Source organism: Pediococcus ethanolidurans (genome assembly GCF_001437405.1).
In the GTDB taxonomy this organism is placed as follows: domain Bacteria; phylum Bacillota; class Bacilli; order Lactobacillales; family Lactobacillaceae; genus Pediococcus; species Pediococcus ethanolidurans.
This window is the reverse complement of sequence record NZ_JQBY01000019.1, coordinates 20,948-41,853: the sequence shown is the minus strand read 5'-3', so window position 1 is coordinate 41,853 and position 20,906 is coordinate 20,948. Positions and strand designations below refer to the sequence as shown.

Annotated in this window: 24 protein-coding genes; 1 reads left to right on the top strand and 23 read right to left on the bottom strand. The window is 37.4% G+C overall.

Going from position 1 to position 20,906, the window contains the following annotated elements:
* The first annotated feature begins 137 nt into the window (after window positions 1-137).
* On the top strand, window positions 138-866 hold the full coding sequence (locus IV87_RS08385) for a DUF975 family protein (protein ID WP_057807309.1): 729 nt from the start codon (window positions 138-140) through the stop codon (window positions 864-866).
* A gap of 174 nt (window positions 867-1,040) precedes the next feature.
* On the opposite strand, the gene IV87_RS08380 is transcribed toward IV87_RS08385, so the two are convergent.
* The 23 genes from IV87_RS08380 to upp all read right to left on the bottom strand — a co-directional run bounded on the left by IV87_RS08380 (window position 1,041) and on the right by upp (window position 20,851).
* Window positions 1,041-1,820 carry a hypothetical protein gene (locus IV87_RS08380; RefSeq protein WP_057807308.1) on the bottom strand — a complete coding sequence of 260 codons (780 nt, stop codon included), beginning with the start codon at window positions 1,818-1,820 and terminating at the stop codon, window positions 1,041-1,043.
* The gene (locus IV87_RS08375) at window positions 1,817-2,683 is read right to left on the bottom strand and encodes an ATP-binding cassette domain-containing protein (protein WP_057807306.1); all 867 of its coding nucleotides are present in this window, start codon (window positions 2,681-2,683) and stop codon (window positions 1,817-1,819) included. The genes IV87_RS08380 and IV87_RS08375 overlap by 4 nt, the downstream gene beginning before the upstream one ends.
* Entirely contained in the window at window positions 2,673-3,050 is a 378-nt protein-coding gene (locus IV87_RS08370; RefSeq protein ID WP_057807304.1) for a GntR family transcriptional regulator, read from the bottom strand. Before IV87_RS08370 ends, IV87_RS08375 begins: the two co-directional genes overlap by 11 nt.
* Before the next feature lie 12 nt (window positions 3,051-3,062).
* Complete coding sequence (locus IV87_RS08365) at window positions 3,063-4,862, bottom strand: FtsX-like permease family protein (protein ID WP_057807302.1); 1,800 nt, start codon at window positions 4,860-4,862, stop codon at window positions 3,063-3,065.
* Window positions 4,852-5,652: an ABC transporter ATP-binding protein gene (locus IV87_RS08360; RefSeq protein WP_143053188.1), complete on the bottom strand. Its 801-nt coding sequence runs from the start codon at window positions 5,650-5,652 to the stop codon at window positions 4,852-4,854. Before IV87_RS08360 ends, IV87_RS08365 begins: the two co-directional genes overlap by 11 nt.
* A 136-nt stretch (window positions 5,653-5,788) precedes the next feature.
* Window positions 5,789-6,703, bottom strand: a complete 915-nt coding sequence (locus IV87_RS08355; protein WP_057807298.1) for an L-lactate dehydrogenase — start codon at window positions 6,701-6,703, stop codon at window positions 5,789-5,791.
* Window positions 6,704-6,817: 114 nt separating this feature from the next.
* Window positions 6,818-7,651 carry a MetQ/NlpA family ABC transporter substrate-binding protein gene (locus tag IV87_RS08350; protein ID WP_057807296.1) on the bottom strand — a complete coding sequence of 278 codons (834 nt, stop codon included), beginning with the start codon at window positions 7,649-7,651 and terminating at the stop codon, window positions 6,818-6,820.
* A 19-nt stretch (window positions 7,652-7,670) separates the two neighbouring features.
* The gene (locus tag IV87_RS08345) at window positions 7,671-8,357 is read right to left on the bottom strand and encodes a methionine ABC transporter permease (RefSeq protein WP_057807294.1); all 687 of its coding nucleotides are present in this window, start codon (window positions 8,355-8,357) and stop codon (window positions 7,671-7,673) included.
* On the bottom strand, window positions 8,347-9,384 hold the full coding sequence (locus tag IV87_RS08340) for a methionine ABC transporter ATP-binding protein (RefSeq protein ID WP_057807292.1): 1,038 nt from the start codon (window positions 9,382-9,384) through the stop codon (window positions 8,347-8,349). Before IV87_RS08340 ends, IV87_RS08345 begins: the two co-directional genes overlap by 11 nt.
* 364 nt (window positions 9,385-9,748) lie before the next feature.
* Window positions 9,749-10,951, bottom strand: a complete 1,203-nt coding sequence (locus IV87_RS08335) for an FtsW/RodA/SpoVE family cell cycle protein (RefSeq protein WP_057807291.1) — start codon at window positions 10,949-10,951, stop codon at window positions 9,749-9,751.
* Window positions 10,952-10,981: 30 nt separating this feature from the next.
* Window positions 10,982-11,200, bottom strand: a complete 219-nt coding sequence (locus tag IV87_RS08330) for a DUF2969 domain-containing protein (protein ID WP_057807289.1) — start codon at window positions 11,198-11,200, stop codon at window positions 10,982-10,984.
* A 17-nt stretch (window positions 11,201-11,217) separates the two neighbouring features.
* Window positions 11,218-11,478: a membrane protein insertion efficiency factor YidD gene (yidD, locus tag IV87_RS08325; RefSeq protein WP_074693943.1), complete on the bottom strand. Its 261-nt coding sequence runs from the start codon at window positions 11,476-11,478 to the stop codon at window positions 11,218-11,220.
* Window positions 11,479-11,662: 184 nt separating this feature from the next.
* On the bottom strand, window positions 11,663-12,952 hold the full coding sequence (gene murA, locus IV87_RS08320) for a UDP-N-acetylglucosamine 1-carboxyvinyltransferase (protein ID WP_057807287.1): 1,290 nt from the start codon (window positions 12,950-12,952) through the stop codon (window positions 11,663-11,665).
* Window positions 12,953-12,966: 14 nt separating this feature from the next.
* The gene (locus IV87_RS08315; protein WP_057807284.1) at window positions 12,967-13,200 is read right to left on the bottom strand and encodes a DUF1146 family protein; all 234 of its coding nucleotides are present in this window, start codon (window positions 13,198-13,200) and stop codon (window positions 12,967-12,969) included.
* A gap of 169 nt (window positions 13,201-13,369) precedes the next feature.
* The gene (locus IV87_RS08310) at window positions 13,370-13,795 is read right to left on the bottom strand and encodes a F0F1 ATP synthase subunit epsilon (protein WP_057807282.1); all 426 of its coding nucleotides are present in this window, start codon (window positions 13,793-13,795) and stop codon (window positions 13,370-13,372) included.
* A gap of 13 nt (window positions 13,796-13,808) precedes the next feature.
* A complete protein-coding gene (gene atpD, locus IV87_RS08305) occupies window positions 13,809-15,221 on the bottom strand; it encodes a F0F1 ATP synthase subunit beta (RefSeq protein WP_057807280.1) in 1,413 nt (470 codons plus the stop codon).
* A 26-nt stretch (window positions 15,222-15,247) separates the two neighbouring features.
* Window positions 15,248-16,195, bottom strand: coding sequence for a F0F1 ATP synthase subunit gamma (locus tag IV87_RS08300; protein WP_057807278.1), 948 nt, complete (start codon window positions 16,193-16,195; stop codon window positions 15,248-15,250).
* Between the two features lie 36 nt (window positions 16,196-16,231).
* On the bottom strand, window positions 16,232-17,764 hold the full coding sequence (atpA, locus tag IV87_RS08295) for a F0F1 ATP synthase subunit alpha (RefSeq protein WP_057807276.1): 1,533 nt from the start codon (window positions 17,762-17,764) through the stop codon (window positions 16,232-16,234).
* A 25-nt stretch (window positions 17,765-17,789) separates the two neighbouring features.
* Window positions 17,790-18,332 carry an ATP synthase F1 subunit delta gene (atpH, locus tag IV87_RS08290; protein WP_057807274.1) on the bottom strand — a complete coding sequence of 181 codons (543 nt, stop codon included), beginning with the start codon at window positions 18,330-18,332 and terminating at the stop codon, window positions 17,790-17,792.
* A complete protein-coding gene (gene atpF, locus IV87_RS08285; RefSeq protein ID WP_057807273.1) occupies window positions 18,319-18,843 on the bottom strand; it encodes a F0F1 ATP synthase subunit B in 525 nt (174 codons plus the stop codon). Before atpF ends, atpH begins: the two co-directional genes overlap by 14 nt.
* A gap of 51 nt (window positions 18,844-18,894) precedes the next feature.
* Window positions 18,895-19,107: a F0F1 ATP synthase subunit C gene (gene atpE / locus IV87_RS08280; protein ID WP_057807270.1), complete on the bottom strand. Its 213-nt coding sequence runs from the start codon at window positions 19,105-19,107 to the stop codon at window positions 18,895-18,897.
* Window positions 19,108-19,133: 26 nt separating this feature from the next.
* Entirely contained in the window at window positions 19,134-19,853 is a 720-nt protein-coding gene (atpB, locus tag IV87_RS08275; RefSeq protein WP_057807267.1) for a F0F1 ATP synthase subunit A, read from the bottom strand.
* 368 nt (window positions 19,854-20,221) lie between these two features.
* Window positions 20,222-20,851, bottom strand: a complete 630-nt coding sequence (gene upp / locus IV87_RS08270) for a uracil phosphoribosyltransferase (RefSeq protein ID WP_057807265.1) — start codon at window positions 20,849-20,851, stop codon at window positions 20,222-20,224.
* Window positions 20,852-20,906 lie beyond the last annotated feature (55 nt).

Below are 20,906 nucleotides of genomic sequence, written 5' to 3'. Positions count from 1 at the left end.
TTACTTCGGACATTATCATTTGTGAATGACACTCCAAATCAAACGTGCCAATAAACCGTTGACTCGCATTCATTTTTTGCGTATTATTGTCTATTTACCGGTTCATGGTAAAATGAATAAAAGAGGAGGAGTTTTTCATGTCAAAACATCAAATCCGACGAGATTTAAAACGTGAAGTTAAACAAGTTTTTAAAGGGCACTGGGGACAAGCCTCAATGACGGCAATTGTCCCAATTGTACTTCGGGCAATTATCGGCTTCGTCATTTCTTTAGCTATTTTACTTGGCCTTTACCTTGTTATCAAGAATCCTCATTTGCTCAATCATGAAGTTAATACTTACACCCAACAGACGACTTCCAATTCAGGCGCATCTAACGTATGGAATTTCCTTCGTAGCGCAATTGTTACCTTTATTGGTGTTGGCATTAGTTACACTTTTCTTGATTGGTTACGTGAACCTAACCGCGAGTTTGCACCTATTAAAAGTGCTTTTCAAGTTTTTACTCGCCGTTATTTCATTCCAACACTTGCGATCTTTGTCATTCAATTTATTTTCTTATTTCTGTGGACTTTACTCTTCATCATTCCTGGAGTCGTTAAATACTATGCCTATTCACAATCCTATTTAATTTATAAGGATCAATTGGCTGCCGGAAATGGTGATCGGATTGAATACATTGATTGTATTACTATGAGCCGTCAGTTAATGGATGGTCACAAACTTGAATTATTCTTGTTACAGTTAAGCTTGTTTGGTTGGTATATTTTATCCTTATGTAGCTTTGGAATTGGTTTCATTTGGTACGTGCCATATTCTCAAGGCGTCTATGCAGCATTTTATAAGCATCTGGTTGCTATTCAATAAAACACAGACTGAAAAAATACATTTTCAGTCCGTGTTTTTAATTTCAACCTTTAAAAAATTGAGGTGTATTAGATTTTGCGTTTGCTAGCGTATTTGAAGAACTAAAGAAACGTGTTCTTCAGTCATTTTAGCTAAACGAAAAATCTAATACACCTTAATTTTCACACTTTTTAACTATTGATTCTTTAAAATCAAATGTTGCTGTAACCAATAATTAATACCTGTTCCCACAAATATTGCAACCATCATCACACCAATCGGATGAAATGGATTCCATAACCCTTCACCATCTGTTTTTGTGTAACCCACTAAAAACTTAATAACGTCCTCTGTCCAGTCTAAATTCATAGCAGTATGAAATTGCATTAAAAATCGAATGACAACCACAATACCAATTAAAACTGTGAGCCAAATGATTAACCGCGTTCTTCTTTTAAATAAGGCCGATAAACTACCAAAGAAAGTCCCGATAACCGCAAATGACCATAGTAATAACCACTCGTAAAAAATTTGTGCCGGAACATTCCAAAAACTATGAAATCCTAAGAACTGACCAAAAAGTTGATTGTAAAATGTGTTATCCACATTTCCTGCATTAGGGACGACTACCATATAATAATACCCATAATTAATCAAACTCATTAATAAACTACATAGGCTAACTACTCCAATTGTAGCCTTCCATACTGTTCGGCGTGAAATACCATTTTGAATATAGAATTTAAACGGACCGTAAATACGATATGAAGAAATAAATAAGAACAAAACTGAAATAAAAGGCAATAAGTTATTTTGCAATAAATTATGTAATGAAACGCCTTTAAGACTGCCTGTAAACAAAAATGTAAAAACAACTGGTAAAACAAACATCACCACAAGCGTTAAAAGATAGGTATAACCTACTCCTTTCAAACTATGTTTTAGTTTATTTTTAAAGACAGATTTAGTTTTCACTTGCCTGTGCCTCCCCCACTTGTTAAATGAATAAAGAGTTTCTGCAAATCCATTCGTGAAATTTGAACCGTATCCGGAATTTCACGATCATCATTTAAACTTCCAAACACATAATTACCCTTCAAATTTCCCAGTGATTCAGTACCAATAATGTTCAGTCCTTCTGTGTATTGATCAACAGTTTCGCCTGGCCCTGTAATCACGTACGCCTGTGACAGCATATGATCCACATCATCATCCACCAAAATTTTACCGTTTTCTAGAACAAAGACATGTTCAATCATGTTGGCAATTTCTTCAATCATGTGAGTAGAAATCACAAAGGTGCGGGGATGACTACTATACGTATCTAAAAGTTCTTTATAAAATAACTCCCGGTGATTAGCATCTAATCCAAGAATGGGTTCATCTAAAAAAACATAGTCAACCGGTAAACAAAGTGCAATGATCAATTTAAAGATTGTTCGATAACCAGTTGATAATTGTCCAAATCTCAATTTAGGATTTAACTCAAATGCCTCACATAAATGTTTTGCATAAGTTTCATCAAATCCACCATACATGATTTTTGAAGCTTTGAACAATTCCTGAAGACGAACACGTTTTTGATAAAGATTAACTTCACTCATTAAATATATTTTTCCTAGCAGTTCATCATGTTCATGAGTAGAAACACCATCAATTGTCACAGTGCCGTCGTTGGCAAAAATTCGATCCGTAATAATATTGAGTAAGGTACTCTTACCGGCACCATTTCGTCCAAGTAATCCGTAAATACGATTTGGTTCGATCGTCAAACTAACACCATTCAGAATTTGTTTTTTACCAAACTTCTTGGTTATTTCAGAAATCTTAATCTCCATTTGTTTTGAACCCCCTTTGGATAAGCTTAATTAATTCAACTTCTGATAATTTTAAATTTTTTGCTTCTGACACAATTTTTTTGACATAGTCTTCAAAAAAAGCACTCTGTCGTTTTTCTAGAATTAATTGATAAGCACCCTTTTTAACAAACATACCAAGTCCACGTCGCTTTTCAACTAACTTTTCAGTCACAAGAATATTCATTCCCTTTAAAACTGTGGCTGGATTTATATGAAATTCTCGCGACATTTCTGTCGTTGAGGGAACTTGTGTTTCTTCTTTAAACGCGCCAGTAAAAATTCCTTCTTCAATCTGATTAGCTACTTGTAGATAAATGGGTTCTTGCCCACTAAAATCAAATTGCATATCATCACCACCTCAAAACTGCATATCTACAGTTGGCACTACTAATTTTTCATAAATAATCACGGTAATTAAATAATAACCCAAATACAGGAGTAAGAAAATTCCAAATGGTGTTTGCAAATGAATATAGGGATTTCCCATTAAAGGAACAAACATTTTCAATCCAAACATAACATGAATCACACCTAAGACGCCAGGTAACAGAAATAACACACCTAATTCTCTTCGAATAGAACGACGAATCAATTTTTGTCGGGTTCCTAACCGATTGAGCATTCGATAGCGTCTTTTATCAGTCTGTGCACCGGATAAAATTTTAAACATTAAACAACTCGCAAGCATGGTAAGAAATGCCAATCCTAAGAAGAAACCGACAAATTCTAAACCACCGAACATAACGTTGGCTACCTGATAGACTGGGTAGGCACCACCTAAATTTTGAATTGCCATTTTTTGAGAAAACTGATTTGCCTGAATCGTAGCAATCTGCTTCAAAACAGAAGTGTTTTTAGTAAGACCACTAGTTTTTAATAACGTTAATTTAGATTCCCCGGCCTTGATCTTTTGGAATTTACTATGTGTCACCAATTTAACCTGTTGTAAATCATAGTTTGCTTGTAAACCTAGCAATTGTTCTTGTGCATGTTCATTATTTTGTAATTTTTTAACCGTAACGTTTTGAACGATAACCTTTTCTTGTTTAACCTTACTTATTTGAAAAGCTATTTTTTGAAACTCATTTTGATCAAAGTAAACTGTTTTACCCTTTATTTTTCTAGTATACGTTGTTTGTTCCTTTAAATTCAGTTTTTGAACTAGCTTTTGCGTTTTAGGTGTTGGTTTATAAACCACCAAGTCGTAAGCAGAACTACCTCTCGCAATACTTGGAATCAAACGATGATAACCCATTCCAACCGTAATCGCGCCTAATGCCAAGGCAAACAAAATACTAACTACCGCCAACATCTTCGTATAATCACGGATACGAAAATTTAATTGTCCCAATGCAAACCCATTTAGTCCTTTAGACGCCAGTTGTCCACGTTTCAAGGTCAAAATAAGAATTTGAAAAAGGGCATTGTACAAACAGTAGGTACCCAAAACAATCGTTACGAGCGCAATTGGGATGGAAAGCAACGTCAAGGTTTCAATTGTTGCCATTGCCCAGTATCCGATCGCTAATAATATAAGTCCCAAAAAGCCTTCCGCATAGCGCCAACTAGTTGTCTTGATAGGCTTATCAGCAGTTGTGTTCCCGCGAAGCAATTTCAAAACTGGTCGATGCAATAACTTATATTGATTAATAATCGAAGCCATAAAAAAGAGAATGATAAAAAAGACAAACGTCACTATTAAAGCTAGATTGTTTAACGCAGTAAAATGAGCCATCCGAACATCCAATCGACTCATTAACAATTGTGCCAATCCTTTAGTAAGTCCCACACCCACGAGAACTCCCAACGCGGTCGAAATAACACCAATTAATAAAGTTTCTAAAAAGATTAGAACACCTAGGCGCGACTTTTTGCCACCCAACATGATAAACAATCCGTAATCGTGTTCACGCATATTCATCAAAAAAGAATTGGCATAGACAATATAAACTAGTGTAATTATTCCAAGTAGCACTGAGCCAAATTGAAAAACAACGGATGCTAATCCAATTGAAATATTTCCCTTGATTAAGGCTTGATTTGTAGCGATTGCTTCAAACATGTAAAATATTGCACTTGAAATTATCAATCCAGAGAATAACACCATGTAATCACGCCAGCTGTCTTTAATGCTCACGAATGCTAGCTTAAATAACATCGATCGTTTCCTCCTGATCGTTAAAGGTCCCAAGTTTATTCAAAATTGTTTGATAAAACTTCGTGCGACTTTGTTTTCCAGCTTCTAATTGTTCACCAATTTGACCATCCTTTATAAATAGAATTCGTTCACAATAACTAGCCGAAAACGGATCGTGCGTAACCATTAAAATAGAAACTTGTTCTTCATCATTAATTTGTTTTAAAGTCTCTAAGAGTTCGCGAGCATTCTTGGAATCCAGTGCTCCCGTTGGTTCATCAGCGAACAGTATTTGTGGTCGGGAAATTAATCCCCGTGCTGCAGCAACACGTTGTTTTTGTCCTCCAGATATTTCAACTGGATACTTATCTAATAACTGACTAATGCCTAATTGACTAGCCACTTGGTGAACTAACTCATTTATTTGACGTTTCTTTACGCCTTGTAAAGTTAAAGGTAACCCGATGTTTTCCGCATTTGACAAACTTTCCAAAAGATTAAAATCCTGAAAAATGAAACCAATTTGTTTAGCACGAAAATCTGAAATTTGATTGCCTTTCAATTGTGTGATATTTTGATTTGCAATTAAAACATTGCCCTTCGTCGGTTGATCCATGGTTGCTAAAATATTTAGCAAAGTTGTCTTACCAGAACCCGAAGCGCCCATTATGCCAACGAATTCACCTTTTTTAACATTAAAATTAACATCCTTTAGCGCTGTGTACTGTTTTTCGTTTTTCTTTCCATACACTTTGGTCACACTCTGAACATCAATAACCGTTTGCGTTTTCACAGTTTTATTCCCCCACATTAGTGAATTAGTTAGTTACTCATGTGATTAACTATACTGAAGAACTAATTTTCTGTCAAGCAAAAAAAGCCTTTAAATCAAAGAAACTGAGAGTTTTCCCCAGTCTCAATTTGATTTAAAAGCTTTTTGAATTTTTTTAGCCTAGTTTAGCCACATTATCATGAATCATCTGAGCAGAGCTAGCAAATTTCTTTGTTTCTTCGTCTGTTAATGGTAAATCAACAACTGATTCGATTCCATTTTTACCAACGATTGCTGGTAAACCAACATACGTATCATACTTCTTACTGTAACCTGATACTGGGCAAACTAACCGGGCATCTGACAAAACTGCCTGTCCCAAGCTCACACCACAAGTAGCAATGGCATCAGAAGTGAAACCTTTTCCTGAAGCAACTTCCCAAGCTCCTTGTTTAGCTTCATCAGCTAACTTATCAAAATCAAAGTTCTTAGCTTCAGGTAAGTCTTGAATCGCCTCACCTTGGACCCGAACACTTGACCAAGCTACAAATTGCGTATTACCGTGTTCCCCTAACACATAACCTTCAACACTGCGCGGATTAACATTTAATTTCTCACCAACAACTCGCTGCATCCGTGCTGTATCTAAGAAAGTTCCGGTACCAAAAACGCGTTGTTTTGAAAATCCAGTTAATTTCTGTAAGTAACTTGTCACAGCATCACAAGGATTCATAATATCGATAATAAAACCTTTGAATCCTGAAGCAACAATCTTAGGTGCAATTTCTTTCACAACAGCAGCTGTAAATTTGAATTCATCAAAGCGGTCACCACCGTTAGTTGAAATTGAAATGTCTCCAGCCGAGATATACAAAATATCAACATCTTTCAGGTTATCATAATCCTGAATTGTCACTTGCGTTGTTGTGTTTAATCTTGCTTGTGCATCCTGCAGGTCTAATTGCTCCGCACGTGCCTTCTTCTGATCTTTATCAATAAGTACTAGGGAATCTGCAATTCCCTTTGTAACCAAAGTATATGCAACTGTACGTCCAACATTACCTAAACCAATAATTCCAAATTTTCGCATCTTAACACCCTTTTCTCATTATTAACTTTATCGTACCATTTTTCAAAAGATGGTCAATATAAAAAAGTTACCAAAGCCTATAGTGTCAGTTTTGGTAACTTTTTATATGAGAACTTATTTAACAGACTTTACAGGTAAAACGGCACCCTTGTAATGAGTCTTGATCCATGATTGTGTACTCTTGGATTGTAGTGCCTTAACCAATTTCTTGATCGCCTTATTATTCTTTTCATTAGGACGAATTGCAATGATATTCTTATATGGTGATGAAGATTTTTCAATTGCAACTGATTGTGTGATTGGATTTAAGCCACTTTGAACCGCGTAGTTCGCATTAATCACAACAGCATCGCCCTGATTATTCTTATATAATTGAGGCATCAACTTTGGTTCGTAGCTGTGCTTGAATTGTAAATGTTTAGGATTAGAAGCGATATCACTAAAGTTAGCGCTTGTAATATCCACACCCTTCTTAATAGTGATTAACCCAGCATCCTTAAAAATCGTTAAAACTCGCCCATAATCAGGGGTATTGCTGCTAACTAACACGGTTGCATTCTTGGGAAGTTTTTTTAAGTTCTTATATTTTTTTGAAAATACTGAAATTGGTTCCAAATGAACGGCACCAGCATCAATTAAGTTACCCTTATTTGCCTTATTCCATTGCTTGAGGAATGGAATGTGTTGGAAATAGTTAGCATCAATATCGCCGTTAGCCAAGGCCTTGTTTGGTAAAACATAATCTTGGAAAACTTTAATTTTTAAATTGACGCCTTCCTTTTTTAATTCAGGTTGCACATGTTTTAAAATCTGGGCATGAGGTACCGCGGATGCTCCAACCGTAATGGTGGTTGTTTTAGAACTCGTACTTGTTTTTTTACCACAAGAAACCAACAACAATGCAGTTGCAGCAACTGCTAATAAACTAAAAATTTTACTCTTCTTCATATTCAAACTCCTCCTAAAATTAAAGTACACGTTTATCAACTTTTCGGGTTGCGAAGTCCCCGATAAATTGGAAAGCAAAAACAATTAACACAATAATTACCGTGGCAACCAAAGTTACCGTGTTATTACTACTCTCAAATCCTTCTTGGTAAGCCAAATTTCCCAGGCCACCAGCACCGATTGCACCGGCCATTGCCGTGTAACCAATCAAAGAAATGGTTGTCACAGTAATACCTGAAATCAAAGCCGGTAAGCTCTCTGGTAACAAAACTTTAGTAATGATCTGCCATTGACTTGCACCCATAGCATCTGAGGCTTCTAACACGCCTCGATCAATTTCATGAAATGCCAATTCCACCATTCGTCCATAAAACGGTGCGGCTGAAACGATCAACGATGGTAATGCGGCAACAGGACCAATGATTGTCCCAACCACCTGTTTGGTAAAAGGTAATAATAGAACAATCAAAATAATAAACGGAATGGATCGGAACACATTCACAAACAAAGCAACAATCCAATTGATAATTCTAACAATCAAATTATGACTACCACTTGTTTCAAATAGCAGTAAACCAATAAAATAACCTAGAACTGCGACAGCGACGATTGAAACAACCGTCATCCAAATGGTCTCCCAAGTAGCACTCCACATTTGATTCCAATCAACCGTACTAAACTCAAAATAGCCAGTATTACCGCCCATGTTCGATCACCTCCGTTTCAACACGCATCGTCTTTAGATAATCTAAGGCGCCCTTGATATCCTGTTCATCACCAATTAACTGCAAGAACAGCGACCCAATTGCACCCTCCTGCGTTTGATGAATATTTCCTTCAATAATGCTAATTCGTAGTTTTGGAAACTTATGAATGATTTCAGATACAATAGGCAGATTTGCTTGATTGCCATGAAAGGTTAACTGAATGATACGGCCATTAGGATATTCTTTTAACAGCTGTTCAACTACTACATTTGTATCTTCCGGTGATGGTGCTGCCTCGGAATAAACAAATCGTTTGGTAATTGGCTGTTGTGGATGTTTGAAAACATCTAGAACTTGACCAGATTCGATAATCTTACCACCGTCTAAAACAGCCACATGATCACAAATTTTTCGAATAACATGCATTTCATGCGTAATCAAGATAATCGTAATTCCTAAACGTTTGTTGATATCCATTAACAAATCCAAAACCTCATCGGTTGTCTGTGGATCTAAAGCACTGGTTGCTTCATCTGAAAGTAAAATTTCAGGATCATTTGCTAAAGCTCTAGCAACGCCTACCCGCTGTTTTTGTCCACCGGACAGTTCAGACGGATAAGCATCTTCCTTACCCTCTAATCCAACTAACTTGATCAATTCATCTGCTTTTTTCTTTCGATCAGCTTTTGAAATTTTAGCAATTTCAAGGGGAAATTCAATGTTCTTACGAACGGTTCGTGACCATAATAGATTAAAATGTTGAAAGATCATGCCAATTTTATGGCGTTTTTTTCTTAAAGCTCCCCGATCCAACTTAGAGATTTTTGTACCATTGACTTCAACCTCACCAGTCGTTGGTGTTTCAAGACCATTTAACATTCGAATTAAGGTTGTCTTACCAGCACCGGAATATCCAACTATTCCAAAGATTTCGCCATCCTCAATTTGCATATTCACATCTTCAATTGCTTTAACAGTTCCCTTTTCTGTTGTGAAGGTCTTAGAAACATCTTTAAATTCTATCAAATAATCAACCTCCTCTTTCTTTTAACCAAACAAAAAAGTCCTCCGTCCTGCTGATATAAAAATCAACTAGGACGAAAGACTTCTCTTCCGTGTTACCACCCAAATTTACCAACTTTTCACAAAGTCGGCCTTAACGAGTCAAACAACTCTAACGCTATAATGGGCGCACCCAGTATTCACTTACAGATTGCTCGTAAATACCTTTTCTAATCAAGACCATCTTCAACTAACCTCACTGTTCCGTCTCACCAATGGGAACTCTCTTAAAGTAATAATCAATTTACTCATCTTGTTTTAATGTTTAGCTACTAAATGCAGTATACCCATTCATTTCATGTCTGTCAACCACAAATATTAGCTTTATTTAAAAATCTGTTTTTTGTAATGTATTATACGAATCATGATGGAAACGCATCGACATAATCAATCCAATTCCGATCATATTACCAATAAGTGCCGACCCACCTTGACTTACAAAGGGGAGCGGAATACCAGTTAAAGGTAACAACCCAATGTTCATGCCAATATTTTCTAAAACATGAAATAGGATCATCATAATGGTTCCAGTGGCAATATAAGCATAGAAAGCATTTTTAGTATCAAAAGTTACCCGTAACATTTGGTAGATTAAAAGCATATACAGTAAAATTAAAACAGCACTTCCAATGAAGCCAAAGTTTTCACCGATTACAGAAAAAATCATATCTGATTCACGAACTGGTACATAAACATTAGAAACATTGAAACCTTTTCCAAAGATTTGACCAGATCCAATGGCTTTAATGCTCTGCCATAGCTGATAGCCTTGATTAGTTGTATCTGCTGAAGGATGCAACCAAGTATCAATTCGGCTAAATTGATAACTCTCGAAACCAACATGTGATAATATCGTTCGTCCCCAGTCACTGACTACCAACATTAGTGTGCTGCTGGCCAAAATAGTAACCGTTACAAATGCTGGTACCAGAATTCTCCACGTTATTCCAGAAACAATGATCAATCCTGCAAAAATAGCAATAAAAACAAGCATGGTCCCAAAATCATGTTGCAAAAGTAATAGTACTGGAATGGGAATGGTCCAAAGAATCATTTTACCAATTAACTGCCAATCAGATCGCATCGTGTGTCGTTTATGCTGAGCATTGAAATCTGTAATAACCTTGGCCATCATTAAAATATAAGCCGGTTTCATCACTTCAGACGGCTGAAAAGTAAATCCCTTAAAAGCAAACCAACTTTTGGCACCTGTGCTGGCCGCATACGTTCGACTATAAAACAGCAAAACGGCCACCAACAGAAAAATACCAAACCAATATGCATATGGAGCTAGCCTCCAGAGTTGTTCAGAATCAAACTGCATAATGACAACTACCGCGGCGATCCCTAGTACATACCAAACTAATTGTGAAGCAACCTGCCGAATGACCTTTACACTACCCGTATCATGCGACGCAGCCACGTATATTGAAGCCAGGCCAATCAAAGCTAACATTAAAACCGAAAAAATTATTCCATAATCAATGCGAGAATCGCCTTCCCGTCTTCTAACTCGTGAATCGTTATTCAATACAAAGACCCTTCCTTAATCTGCTTATGCCTACTGGTGAAGATTGTATTCTTGCAAAAGCCATTCAACGGCATCGTCTAATGACTTCGCCGTAAAATCTCCGCCGCCAATTAAATGAGTCGCAAATTCCTTATCTTGCGGAGTAATTTCGCCAATTAAATTTTTAGCAATGAATAGCTGCTGGATGGTTTCTCCATTAACTTCTTTTTCTTCTATTTGAACTTTGACACTCTGTTGCTTTTTAGACATATTTTCCTCCATACGAGTTAATTTAATATTTTTTCATCAGGATGTGGGTTACGTTTCAACGTAAAGTAGTTCGGAACAGGATCATAGCCACCCTTAACGAATGGATTACAGCGTAAGATCCGTGCTATTCCCATTAGAGTTCCCTTAAATGCACCATGTTTTTTTAGGGCTCCAACCATGTAATTAGAACAGGTTGGGTAATATCGGCAACTTGGTGGAAAAAGTGGTGATATAAATTTTTGATAGGCACGCACAAACATTAAAAATAAGCTTTTCAAATGTATCCACCTCTCTAAAATATCCAATCTAACAGCCTATTATAGCACACCCATTATTCTCTCAAAAGATGAAATCTGCTCAAAATCAGGGCATAAAATCAAACGAACAGACGGTCAATTAAGCAACACGTTTCACTAAATGTTGTTAATCGACCGTCATTAGTTTTCTTTTTTTATCAAAAAATTAATTTTTGACCGTTAATGTTGTATTCGGATCTGATACGCGTTTAATCTGGGCACCCAAAGCACTCAGTTTACCATGGAAATTATAATAACCACGATCTAAATACTTTAAATTAGTAACTTGTGTGTATCCCTTTGCTACCAGGCCAGCAATCACTAGTGCCGCTCCAGCCCGCAAATCAGTCGCAGCAACTTCTGCACCACTAAAGTTTGTCGGTCCATTCATAATGACCGACGAACCTTCAATTTTATATTGCGCATTCATTCGGCGTAACTCTTCCAAATGCATGAATCGATTTTCAAAGACGGTTTCGGTTAAAGTGCTGGTTCCATGTGCCAACAATTGCAAAACAGAGATTTGAGGTTGCATATCCGTGGGAAATCCAGGATGTGGTAATGTTTTAATTGAAACTGGTTGTAATCGTTTAGGACCAACTACTCGAATTCCCTCATCATTTTCAATCACCTGTACACCCATTTCACGCATTTTCGAAATCAGTGGCTTATTGTGCTCAGAGATCGCATCTTTAATTAAAACATTGCCTTGTGTGGCAGCCGCTGCCACCATAAAAGTACCTGCCTCAATACGATCTTGCACCACGGCATGATCTGTTCCATGGAGATGACGGACACCAACAATTCGAATAGTCTCAGTACCGGCTCCCGTCACGTGAGCACCCATTTTATTGAGAATCATCGCTAAATCAACGATCTCAGGTTCACAAGCCGCATTTTCAATCACACTAGTACCCTGAGCTAAAGTCGCCGCCATCATGATATTCTGTGTGGCACCAACACTAGGAAAATCTAAATAAATGTTAGTCCCAATCAGCTTTCTTGCACTAGCTTCTATGTAACCATCATGTTGTGTGATATGTGCACCTAGAGCTGTTAATCCCTTCAGATGTAAATCAATCGGACGCGAGCCAATCGCACAGCCACCAGGCATAGCAACTTTTGCATGTCCCGTTCTAGCTAATAAAGGTCCCATAACCACTACCGAAGCACGCATTTTTGAAACGTATTCAAATGGTGCCTCAGTCGAAATTTTATTGGTTGCATCCATCAGAATTTGATGTTGTTCTTCATCAAATTCCACATCTACGTTCAAAAATCGCAGCACATTATTCATGGTATACACATCAGACAAAATGGGAACGTTACTGAGTTTTAATTGACCTTCACTGGCCAAAATTCCAGCCGCCAAAATTGGTAAAACAGCATTTTTGGCGCCTTCAATCTCAACTACACCTTTTAGTCGATTGCCGCCCTTAACAATAATCTTATCCACGAACGAAACCTCCACTATTTTAATAAGTATCCTAAATTTCTAATATTATTAATTAATTCGAGAAAAAATGAGCTATTCAAATAGCCTAGCCCGATCGATAACAAAACAATCAGTACTTTAAATTGGTTTGGATCCGAAACATGAAGAATTCGTTCTAAATGAATTCCTTGGATCGCCCAAAATGAAATCAAAATAAAAAAGAAATAACATATCAACGTTAATAAAGCTTGTATCCCAAATAAGTTCATAAAATCCTCTTCAATCTTTGATTTATTACAATAGTATCATATCCATACTAAAAATTCGCGTTTCTTTCTCACTTTAACGAATTAATAACAAAAATTTTAAATAGCGAGACATTGGTATTTTTATGTAACAAAAAAAGCCGAGAAAATTCTCGACTTTTTTATATCGTAATTAATGTTTTGCAACGTTAATTCGATTAATTGCACGACGCAACGAAATCTGGGCACGACGCAACTCTGAGTTGTCATGAGCATCTTGGGCCTTCCGAATAGTTTCTTGGGCTCGTTGACGCGCATTTTCAGCTCGATTAACATCGATATCAGATTCATTTTCAGCAGTATCCGCAACAATCGTGGCTGTGTTATCCGAAAACTCCACAAAGCCGCCATTAACCGCAACTGCATCCTCTTTTTTATTAGAGTCATCATGCTTAATTCGTACTTCATCAATCGATAGTGACGCAATAATAGGGACATGGTTAGGCATGATTCCTAGCTGGCCGTTTTGTGTTTTTACAACCAACATAGTGGATGTTCCGTCATAAACTTGACCATCAGGAGTCACGATACTAACGGTTAATACTGATTTATCAGCCAATTAGAATTCCCCCTTATTTGCTAGCGGCACTAGTTAACTTCTTCGCTTTTTCAACGACTTCATCAATATTTCCGACTTGACGGAAGGCATCTTCAGGTAAATCATCATATTTACCTTCAAGAATTTCTTTGAAACCTTTTACTGTTTCTTCAACTGGGACATAAGAACCAGGTTGACCAGTAAACTGTTCCGCAACTGAGAAGTTTTGTGATAAGAAGAATTGAATTCGACGAGCACGAGCAACAATCGTTTTTTCTTCGTCAGACAATTCATCCATTCCTAAAATTGAAATGATATCTTGCAACTCACGATAACGTTGTAAAACATGCTGAACATCTGTAGCTACTTTATAATGCTCTTCACCAACAACAGATGGATCCAATGCACTTGAAGTAGAAGCTAAAGGATCAACGGCAGGATAGATACCTTGCTGTGTTAAGCTACGTTCCAAGTTAGTTGTTGCATCCAAATGAGCGAAGGTTGTGGCTGGAGCAGGATCAGTATAATCATCGGCAGGCACGTAAACGGCCTGAATCGAAGTAATTGATCCCTTCTTGGTTGAAGTAATTCGTTCCTGCAACTGACCCATTTCAGTAGCCAACGTTGGTTGATAACCAACGGCAGAAGGAATACGACCAAGCAATGCGGATACTTCAGAACCGGCTTGAGTGAATCGGAAAATGTTATCAATAAATAACAACACATCTTGTCCTTCCACATCACGGAAATATTCCGCCAATGTTAAACCGGTCAAAGCAACCCGCATACGTGCACCAGGCGGCTCATTCATCTGACCATACACCATGGCAGTTTTTTCAAGAACTCCCGATGCCTTCATTTCGAAATACAAATCATTTCCTTCACGGGTTCGTTCTCCAACACCAGTGAATACGGAAATACCATTGTGTTCCTGTGCAATATTATGAATTAATTCCTGAATTAAAACGGTCTTACCAACACCGGCACCACCGAACAGTCCAACCTTACCACCACGGATATATGGAGCCAGTAAATCAATAACTTTGATTCCTGTTTCCAAAATCTCCATGCTGGGGTTAAGGTCATCATACTTAGGTGGTTCACGATGAATAGGATTACGTTTTACTTCGGGTCCAAATTTTTCACCGTTATCAATTGTTTCTCCGAGGACGTTGAAAACCCGACCTAATGTCTTATCGCCAACAGGGACCGTAATTGAAGAACCAGTGTCCTCAACTTCCAATCCACGTTGTAAACCATCAGTACCATCCATGGCAATCGTACGTACCACACCATCACCAAGTTCAAGCGCAACTTCGGCAACCAAAATACTACCATCTGGTTTTTTAACGTTTAAAGCATTATTAATATCAGGTAAATTACCATCCAGAGGAAATTCAACATCAACAACAGGTCCGATAACTTGGACAACTTTACCAGTACTCATTATTAGTTAATTCCTCCCATCTAAATTTATTCTTGTGCAGCCTGACCACCGGTAATCTCAGTGATTTCAGTGGTAATCGCACTTTGTCGTGCACGGTTATATTGCAATTGAAGTGATGAAATTAAATCTTTAGCATTATCAGAAGCAGTTTGCATTGCTGTTGAACTTGATGCATGTTCAGCAGTCTTAGCATCCAAAATTGCCCCATAAACAAGGCTTTCTGCATACTGAGGTAAAATAGCTTGTAATAAAACAGCTTCCGAAGGTTCCGTTTCATACTCAGGCATTAGTTCTTTTTTACCCTGCTCTTTTTTTTCATCCTGACTTTTAACTAAAGCATCACTAATTGGCAACATTTTAATTGAATGAAATCTATTTGTTAAGCGATTTACAAAATGGTTATAACAAACATAAAGTTCATCAAACACTTGATTAGAATACATTGACGTTGCAGTTTGAACAATTTCCCGTACTTCGTTAAAAGTTGGTACGTCGCTCACACCACGAAATTCATAAGCAACATTCATATTACGTCCCTTATAAAAATCTGCGCCAGTTCCTCCGACAGCTAAGATTACACTGTCATCAGCCGAATGACCTGTGGATTGAATGAAGTCCTCAGTTTGCTTGAGAACCGAGCTATTATAGCTACCAACTAACCCACGATCAGACGTAATAACCAAGAACCCAACTTTTTTAACTGGTCGTTGTTGCAATAAATCAGTGGCTGAAATTGTACTATCAGCATCTTCATTGCTTTTTTCGTTACCAGCAGCATTGGCACTCATTAAGTGTGACTTTGCAAGATGGGCAACAATACTTTCAACTTTTTCCGCATAAACACGGTATCCAAAAGTATGTTTTTGAATCTGGTTAAGTTTTGCAGTTGAAACCATTTGCATCGCAGTGGTAATTTGACTGGTCTTCTTAGTGGAGTCAATTCGTCTGAGAACGTCTTGTTCTGAAGCTGCCATTTTTTCTCACCACTTTCTGTCAATTAAAGCATTGTTTTATTTAGAAGTACTTTCGTCTTCTACTTTTGTTGGTTGAAATTGATCTGCAAATTCTTGAATTGCAGCATCCATTTTGTCGGTATCTGGTAAATCACCGGTTTTGCGAATGACATCTAACAAATCATCATGTGAACCATCAACATAAGCGATCAGTTCATCTTGAAAACGTAAAATATCATCAATAGCAATTTTATCCAAAAATCCGTGCGTCAACGCATACAAAATCAAAACTTGATGCTCAACAGCAAGTGGTTTATGCAATGGCTGTTTCAAAACTTCAACAGTACGACTTCCACGTGCTAGCTTTGCCTTGGTGGCATCATCCAAATCAGAACCAAATTGGGCAAATGATTCCAATTCACGATAAGAAGCTAAATCCAAACGCAATGTTCCAGCTACTCGTTTCATAGCTTTAATCTGTGCATCTCCACCAACACGAGATACAGAAGAACCAGCGTCAATAGCTGGACGCGTACCAGAATAGAATAGGTCACTATCCAAGAAAATTTGACCATCAGTAATTGAAATAACATTAGTTGGAATATAAGCTGCGATATCGCCGGCCTTAGTTTCAACGAACGGTAAGGCCGTCATTGATCCTGCTCCAAGTTTGTCATTCAATTTTGCTGCTCGTTCTAGTAACCGTGAATGCGTATAGAAAATATCACCAGGGTAAGCTTCACGACCAGGCGGACGTCTCAAAATCAAGGAAAGTTCACGATAAGCATCAGCTTGTTTTGAAAGATCATCATACACAATCAAAACATGTTTACCATTGAACATAAATTCCTCACCCATTGCCGCGCCAGCATATGGAGCTAAGTACAGCATTGGGGCTGGCTCTGATGGACCTGCACTCAAAACAATCGTGTAATCCATTGCACCAAACTTTTCGAGCGTATCAACCTGTGTACGTACAGTTGATTCCTTTTGACCAATTGCAACATAGATACAAATAATATTTTGATTCTTTTGATTCAAAATCGTATCAATTGCTAAAGATGTTTTACCTGTTTTACGGTCACCAATGATTAACTCACGTTGACCACGACCAATTGGAACTAATGAGTCAATCGCTTTAATCCCTGTTTGAAGAGGTTCGCTAACTGACTGTCGTTCCATAACGCCAGGAGCTTTTCGTTCAACTGGGCGTGTATGATCTGTTTTAATTTCACCCTTACCATCGATCGGTTGACCAAGTGTATTGACAACTCGTCCGATTAAGGCTTCTCCAACTGGAACTTCCATGATTCGTCCAGTTCTCTTAACTGTGTCACCTTCACGAATATCGTCGTAGCTACCAAGAATAACAATTCCGACATCGTTTGATTCAAGGTTTTGAACCATTCCGTAAACACCGTTAGAAAATTCTAGAAGTTCACCAGCAAGAGCATTATCTAAGCCATGAGCACGGGCGATACCATCACCGACATATGTAACGGTACCTGTTTCTTCGACATTAAGCTCGTCTTGATAGCCTTCTAATTGTTGTTTAATTAGAGCACTGATTTCCTCAGATTTAATGCTCATAAAAGTTTCACCTCTTCACAAAATCTCATTTAAGTAGCATTTTTTTGATCTTAGCCATTTTAGAACGAATACTGCCATCATAAATCAAACCATTTGATTCTAGTACGGCTCCACCAATAATACTTGGATCGAGCTGACTATTTATGATCACTTTTTTAGCTCCGATTCGTTTAGCAAATCCATCTGCCAAACGTTGCTTTTGATCTGAATCAACTTTAACCGCAGTTGATAGGTTTGCATAAGCAATATGATTATATTCATTGTAGAGCACTGTAAACTGCTCAATAATGTCCATAACATTACTTATTCGACCATAATCATAAACCATTTGAATCAAATTTTTGACATAAACTGAAGCATCTTTTTTTAGATTTTCAATAATAGCCGATTTTTGTTCATCATTTAAACGAACGTCGCCTAATACTTGTTCTAAATTCGGAACTTCAGTGAAAACTTGCTTAAGTTGCTGTAAGTCATCATAAACAGGTTCAAGTTGTTCTTTTTCAACAGCTAAATCAAAAAGGGCTTTTGAATATCGTTTGGCAATTGTCATCTTATCTAGACTCATTTTGCTTCCCCAACCCTTCAATGTAAGAATCAATTAACTGTTTTTGATCCTGCGCGTTTAATTCTTTTTGAATGATCTTAGAAGCAATTTCAATAGATAAACTAGCCACATCATTCTGAGCACCTTTGAGTGCATCTTTTCGCTCTTGTTCAATGTCTTTTTGAGCATTTTGCTTGAGTGATTGTGCTTCCTGTTGGGCACTTGCAACAATCTGTTCACGCTGTTTAGCACCGTTGTCCTTCGCATTGCTTACAATTGTGGAGGCTTCGGCATGAGAATTCTTCAACGCTTCTTCTCGTTTTTGAGCTAATTTTTCAGCATCTTGTCGTGACTTTTCGGCAGAATCGATATCGTTAGAAATCCGATCTGCCCGTTCTTTCATCATCTTTGTAACTGGGCCCCAGGCCACAACTTTAATTGCCCACATAAGTAGGACAAAGACGAGAGCAAAGAACAACATATCACCAAGGTACAATGAATTTGTAGTACCCAACACTAAATGTGAGAGCATCTATTGACACCTCCTTCTACCCTATTATTTGTTTGCTTGTATGACATCAAACTACTTGTTCATAACTAACAATGCCACAACGAAAGCGATAATAGGCATAGCTTCAACAAGACCAACACCAATGAACATTGTTGTTCTTAATTGACCAGATAATTCTGGTTGGCGTGCCATTCCTTCGAGCGTTTTTGAAATAACAAGGGCATCACCGATACCACCACCGATAGCGGCTCCGAACATAATAATTCCTGCTGCAATAGCTCCCATAGTTTTAAATCCTCCTAAAATATTAATTATTCCTCAGTCTGAATTTGTTGAGAAATATAAACTGAAGTCAAAGTGACGAAAACATACGCTTGAATACTACCCAAGAATAATGAGAATCCTTGCCAGATAAACGCAATCGGTATTGCAACAATTGTCATACCGATTCCACCAGAAAAGGCCATTTCTCCGATAATTTTCAGTAACATTTCTCCTGAAAAGATAACCCCATAAATACGTAAACCTAACGTAAGGAAGTCAATCAATTCGGTAAAAACACTAATTGGTAGCCAAAATGTAAACGGCGTTAAATATGATTCTTTAAAATACTTCTTGAAGCCGAGCTTTTTGACTCCAGAAAAATGTGCCAACATTAGCGTTATTAACGAAAACGTCAGCGTCACAATTGGATCTGAAGTTGGACTCCGCACATACGTTACACCATTCCAACCAATTTGTAGGAATAATCCAAGTTGGTTAGATACAAAAATGAATAAAAACAAAGTAAATGCATATAAACCAAAGTCCGGTGCATCACCATTTGTCACTGAGCCTCGAACAATATTATTTGTAAAGTCTATTAACCACTCCAAAACATTTTGTTTTCCAGTAGGTTTCAACTTCAAATTTCTTGAGAACAAGAACACTACTACAAGTACAATAATTGCCGCAAGTAATCCAGAAATAATATTGGTCGTATTAAAAGTAAGCCCCAAAAATTGGAAAGTAGAAACAGAGTCTCCACTCACAGAAGATCACCTCTTTTCCTAGCCTTAGTGAATTATTGAAGAATTGCAGGTCAATCACCCTAAAACGTCAACAATTATATAAAAATAGATCGTAATGCCTATTCAAAATACAAATGAAATAATACCACCAATTTAAGAAAAATACAAAAAAAGGAGGATTTTTTTCACTTTTTAAAAATCCATTCCACGCCTGATAAATCAGCATTTTCGATAAAGCGCTTTCCATTTTTACCCCATCTAAATTCGTGGTGTTTTTATGTTCAAAATAAATCAATTAAAATAAAAAAGAAGCAAAAAAATCGACATCTGTTTAAATAAACAACATGCCCATTTTTTACTCTTCTTTTTGAAAATAAGTTCACTTGGAACTATTTTGTACCAAACAAACGATCACCAGCATCCCCTAGTCCAGGAACGATATAACCGTCTTCATTTAACTTTTCATCCAAAGCTGCTGTATAAATATCAACATCAGGATGAGCCTCTTGTAAGGCTTTTACGCCTTGAGGAGCAGCTACCAAACACACTAATCGCAAATCTTTTGCGCCACGCTTCTTCAAAGCATCCATGGCCATAATTGCTGAACCACCAGTTGCCAACATTGGATCAACGACAAATATTTGGCGTTCACTAATGTCACTTGGTAATTTAACAAAATATTCAACAGGTTTTAAGGTCTCTTCATCTCGGTACATACCGATATGACCGACCTTAGCTGCTGGAATTAATTCAAGCATGCCATCAACCATGCCCAGTCCAGCCCGAAGAATTGGCACAATAGCTACTTTTTTACCCGAAAGTGTTTTTTTGGTTGTCCAACCAATTGGTGTCTCAACTTTAACATCCTCTAACGGCATATCACGCGAAACCTCGTAAGCCATTAGTTCTGAGATTTCATTAACAACTTCTCTAAATACTTTTGTCCCACAATTTTTATCTCTAATAATTGTCAACTTGTGTTGAATCAACGGATGGTCAAGAACTTGGAACTTACCCATAAATTACACTCTCCCTTCAATATCTCTATCAATTGTAGCTAACTTGGCGCAAAAA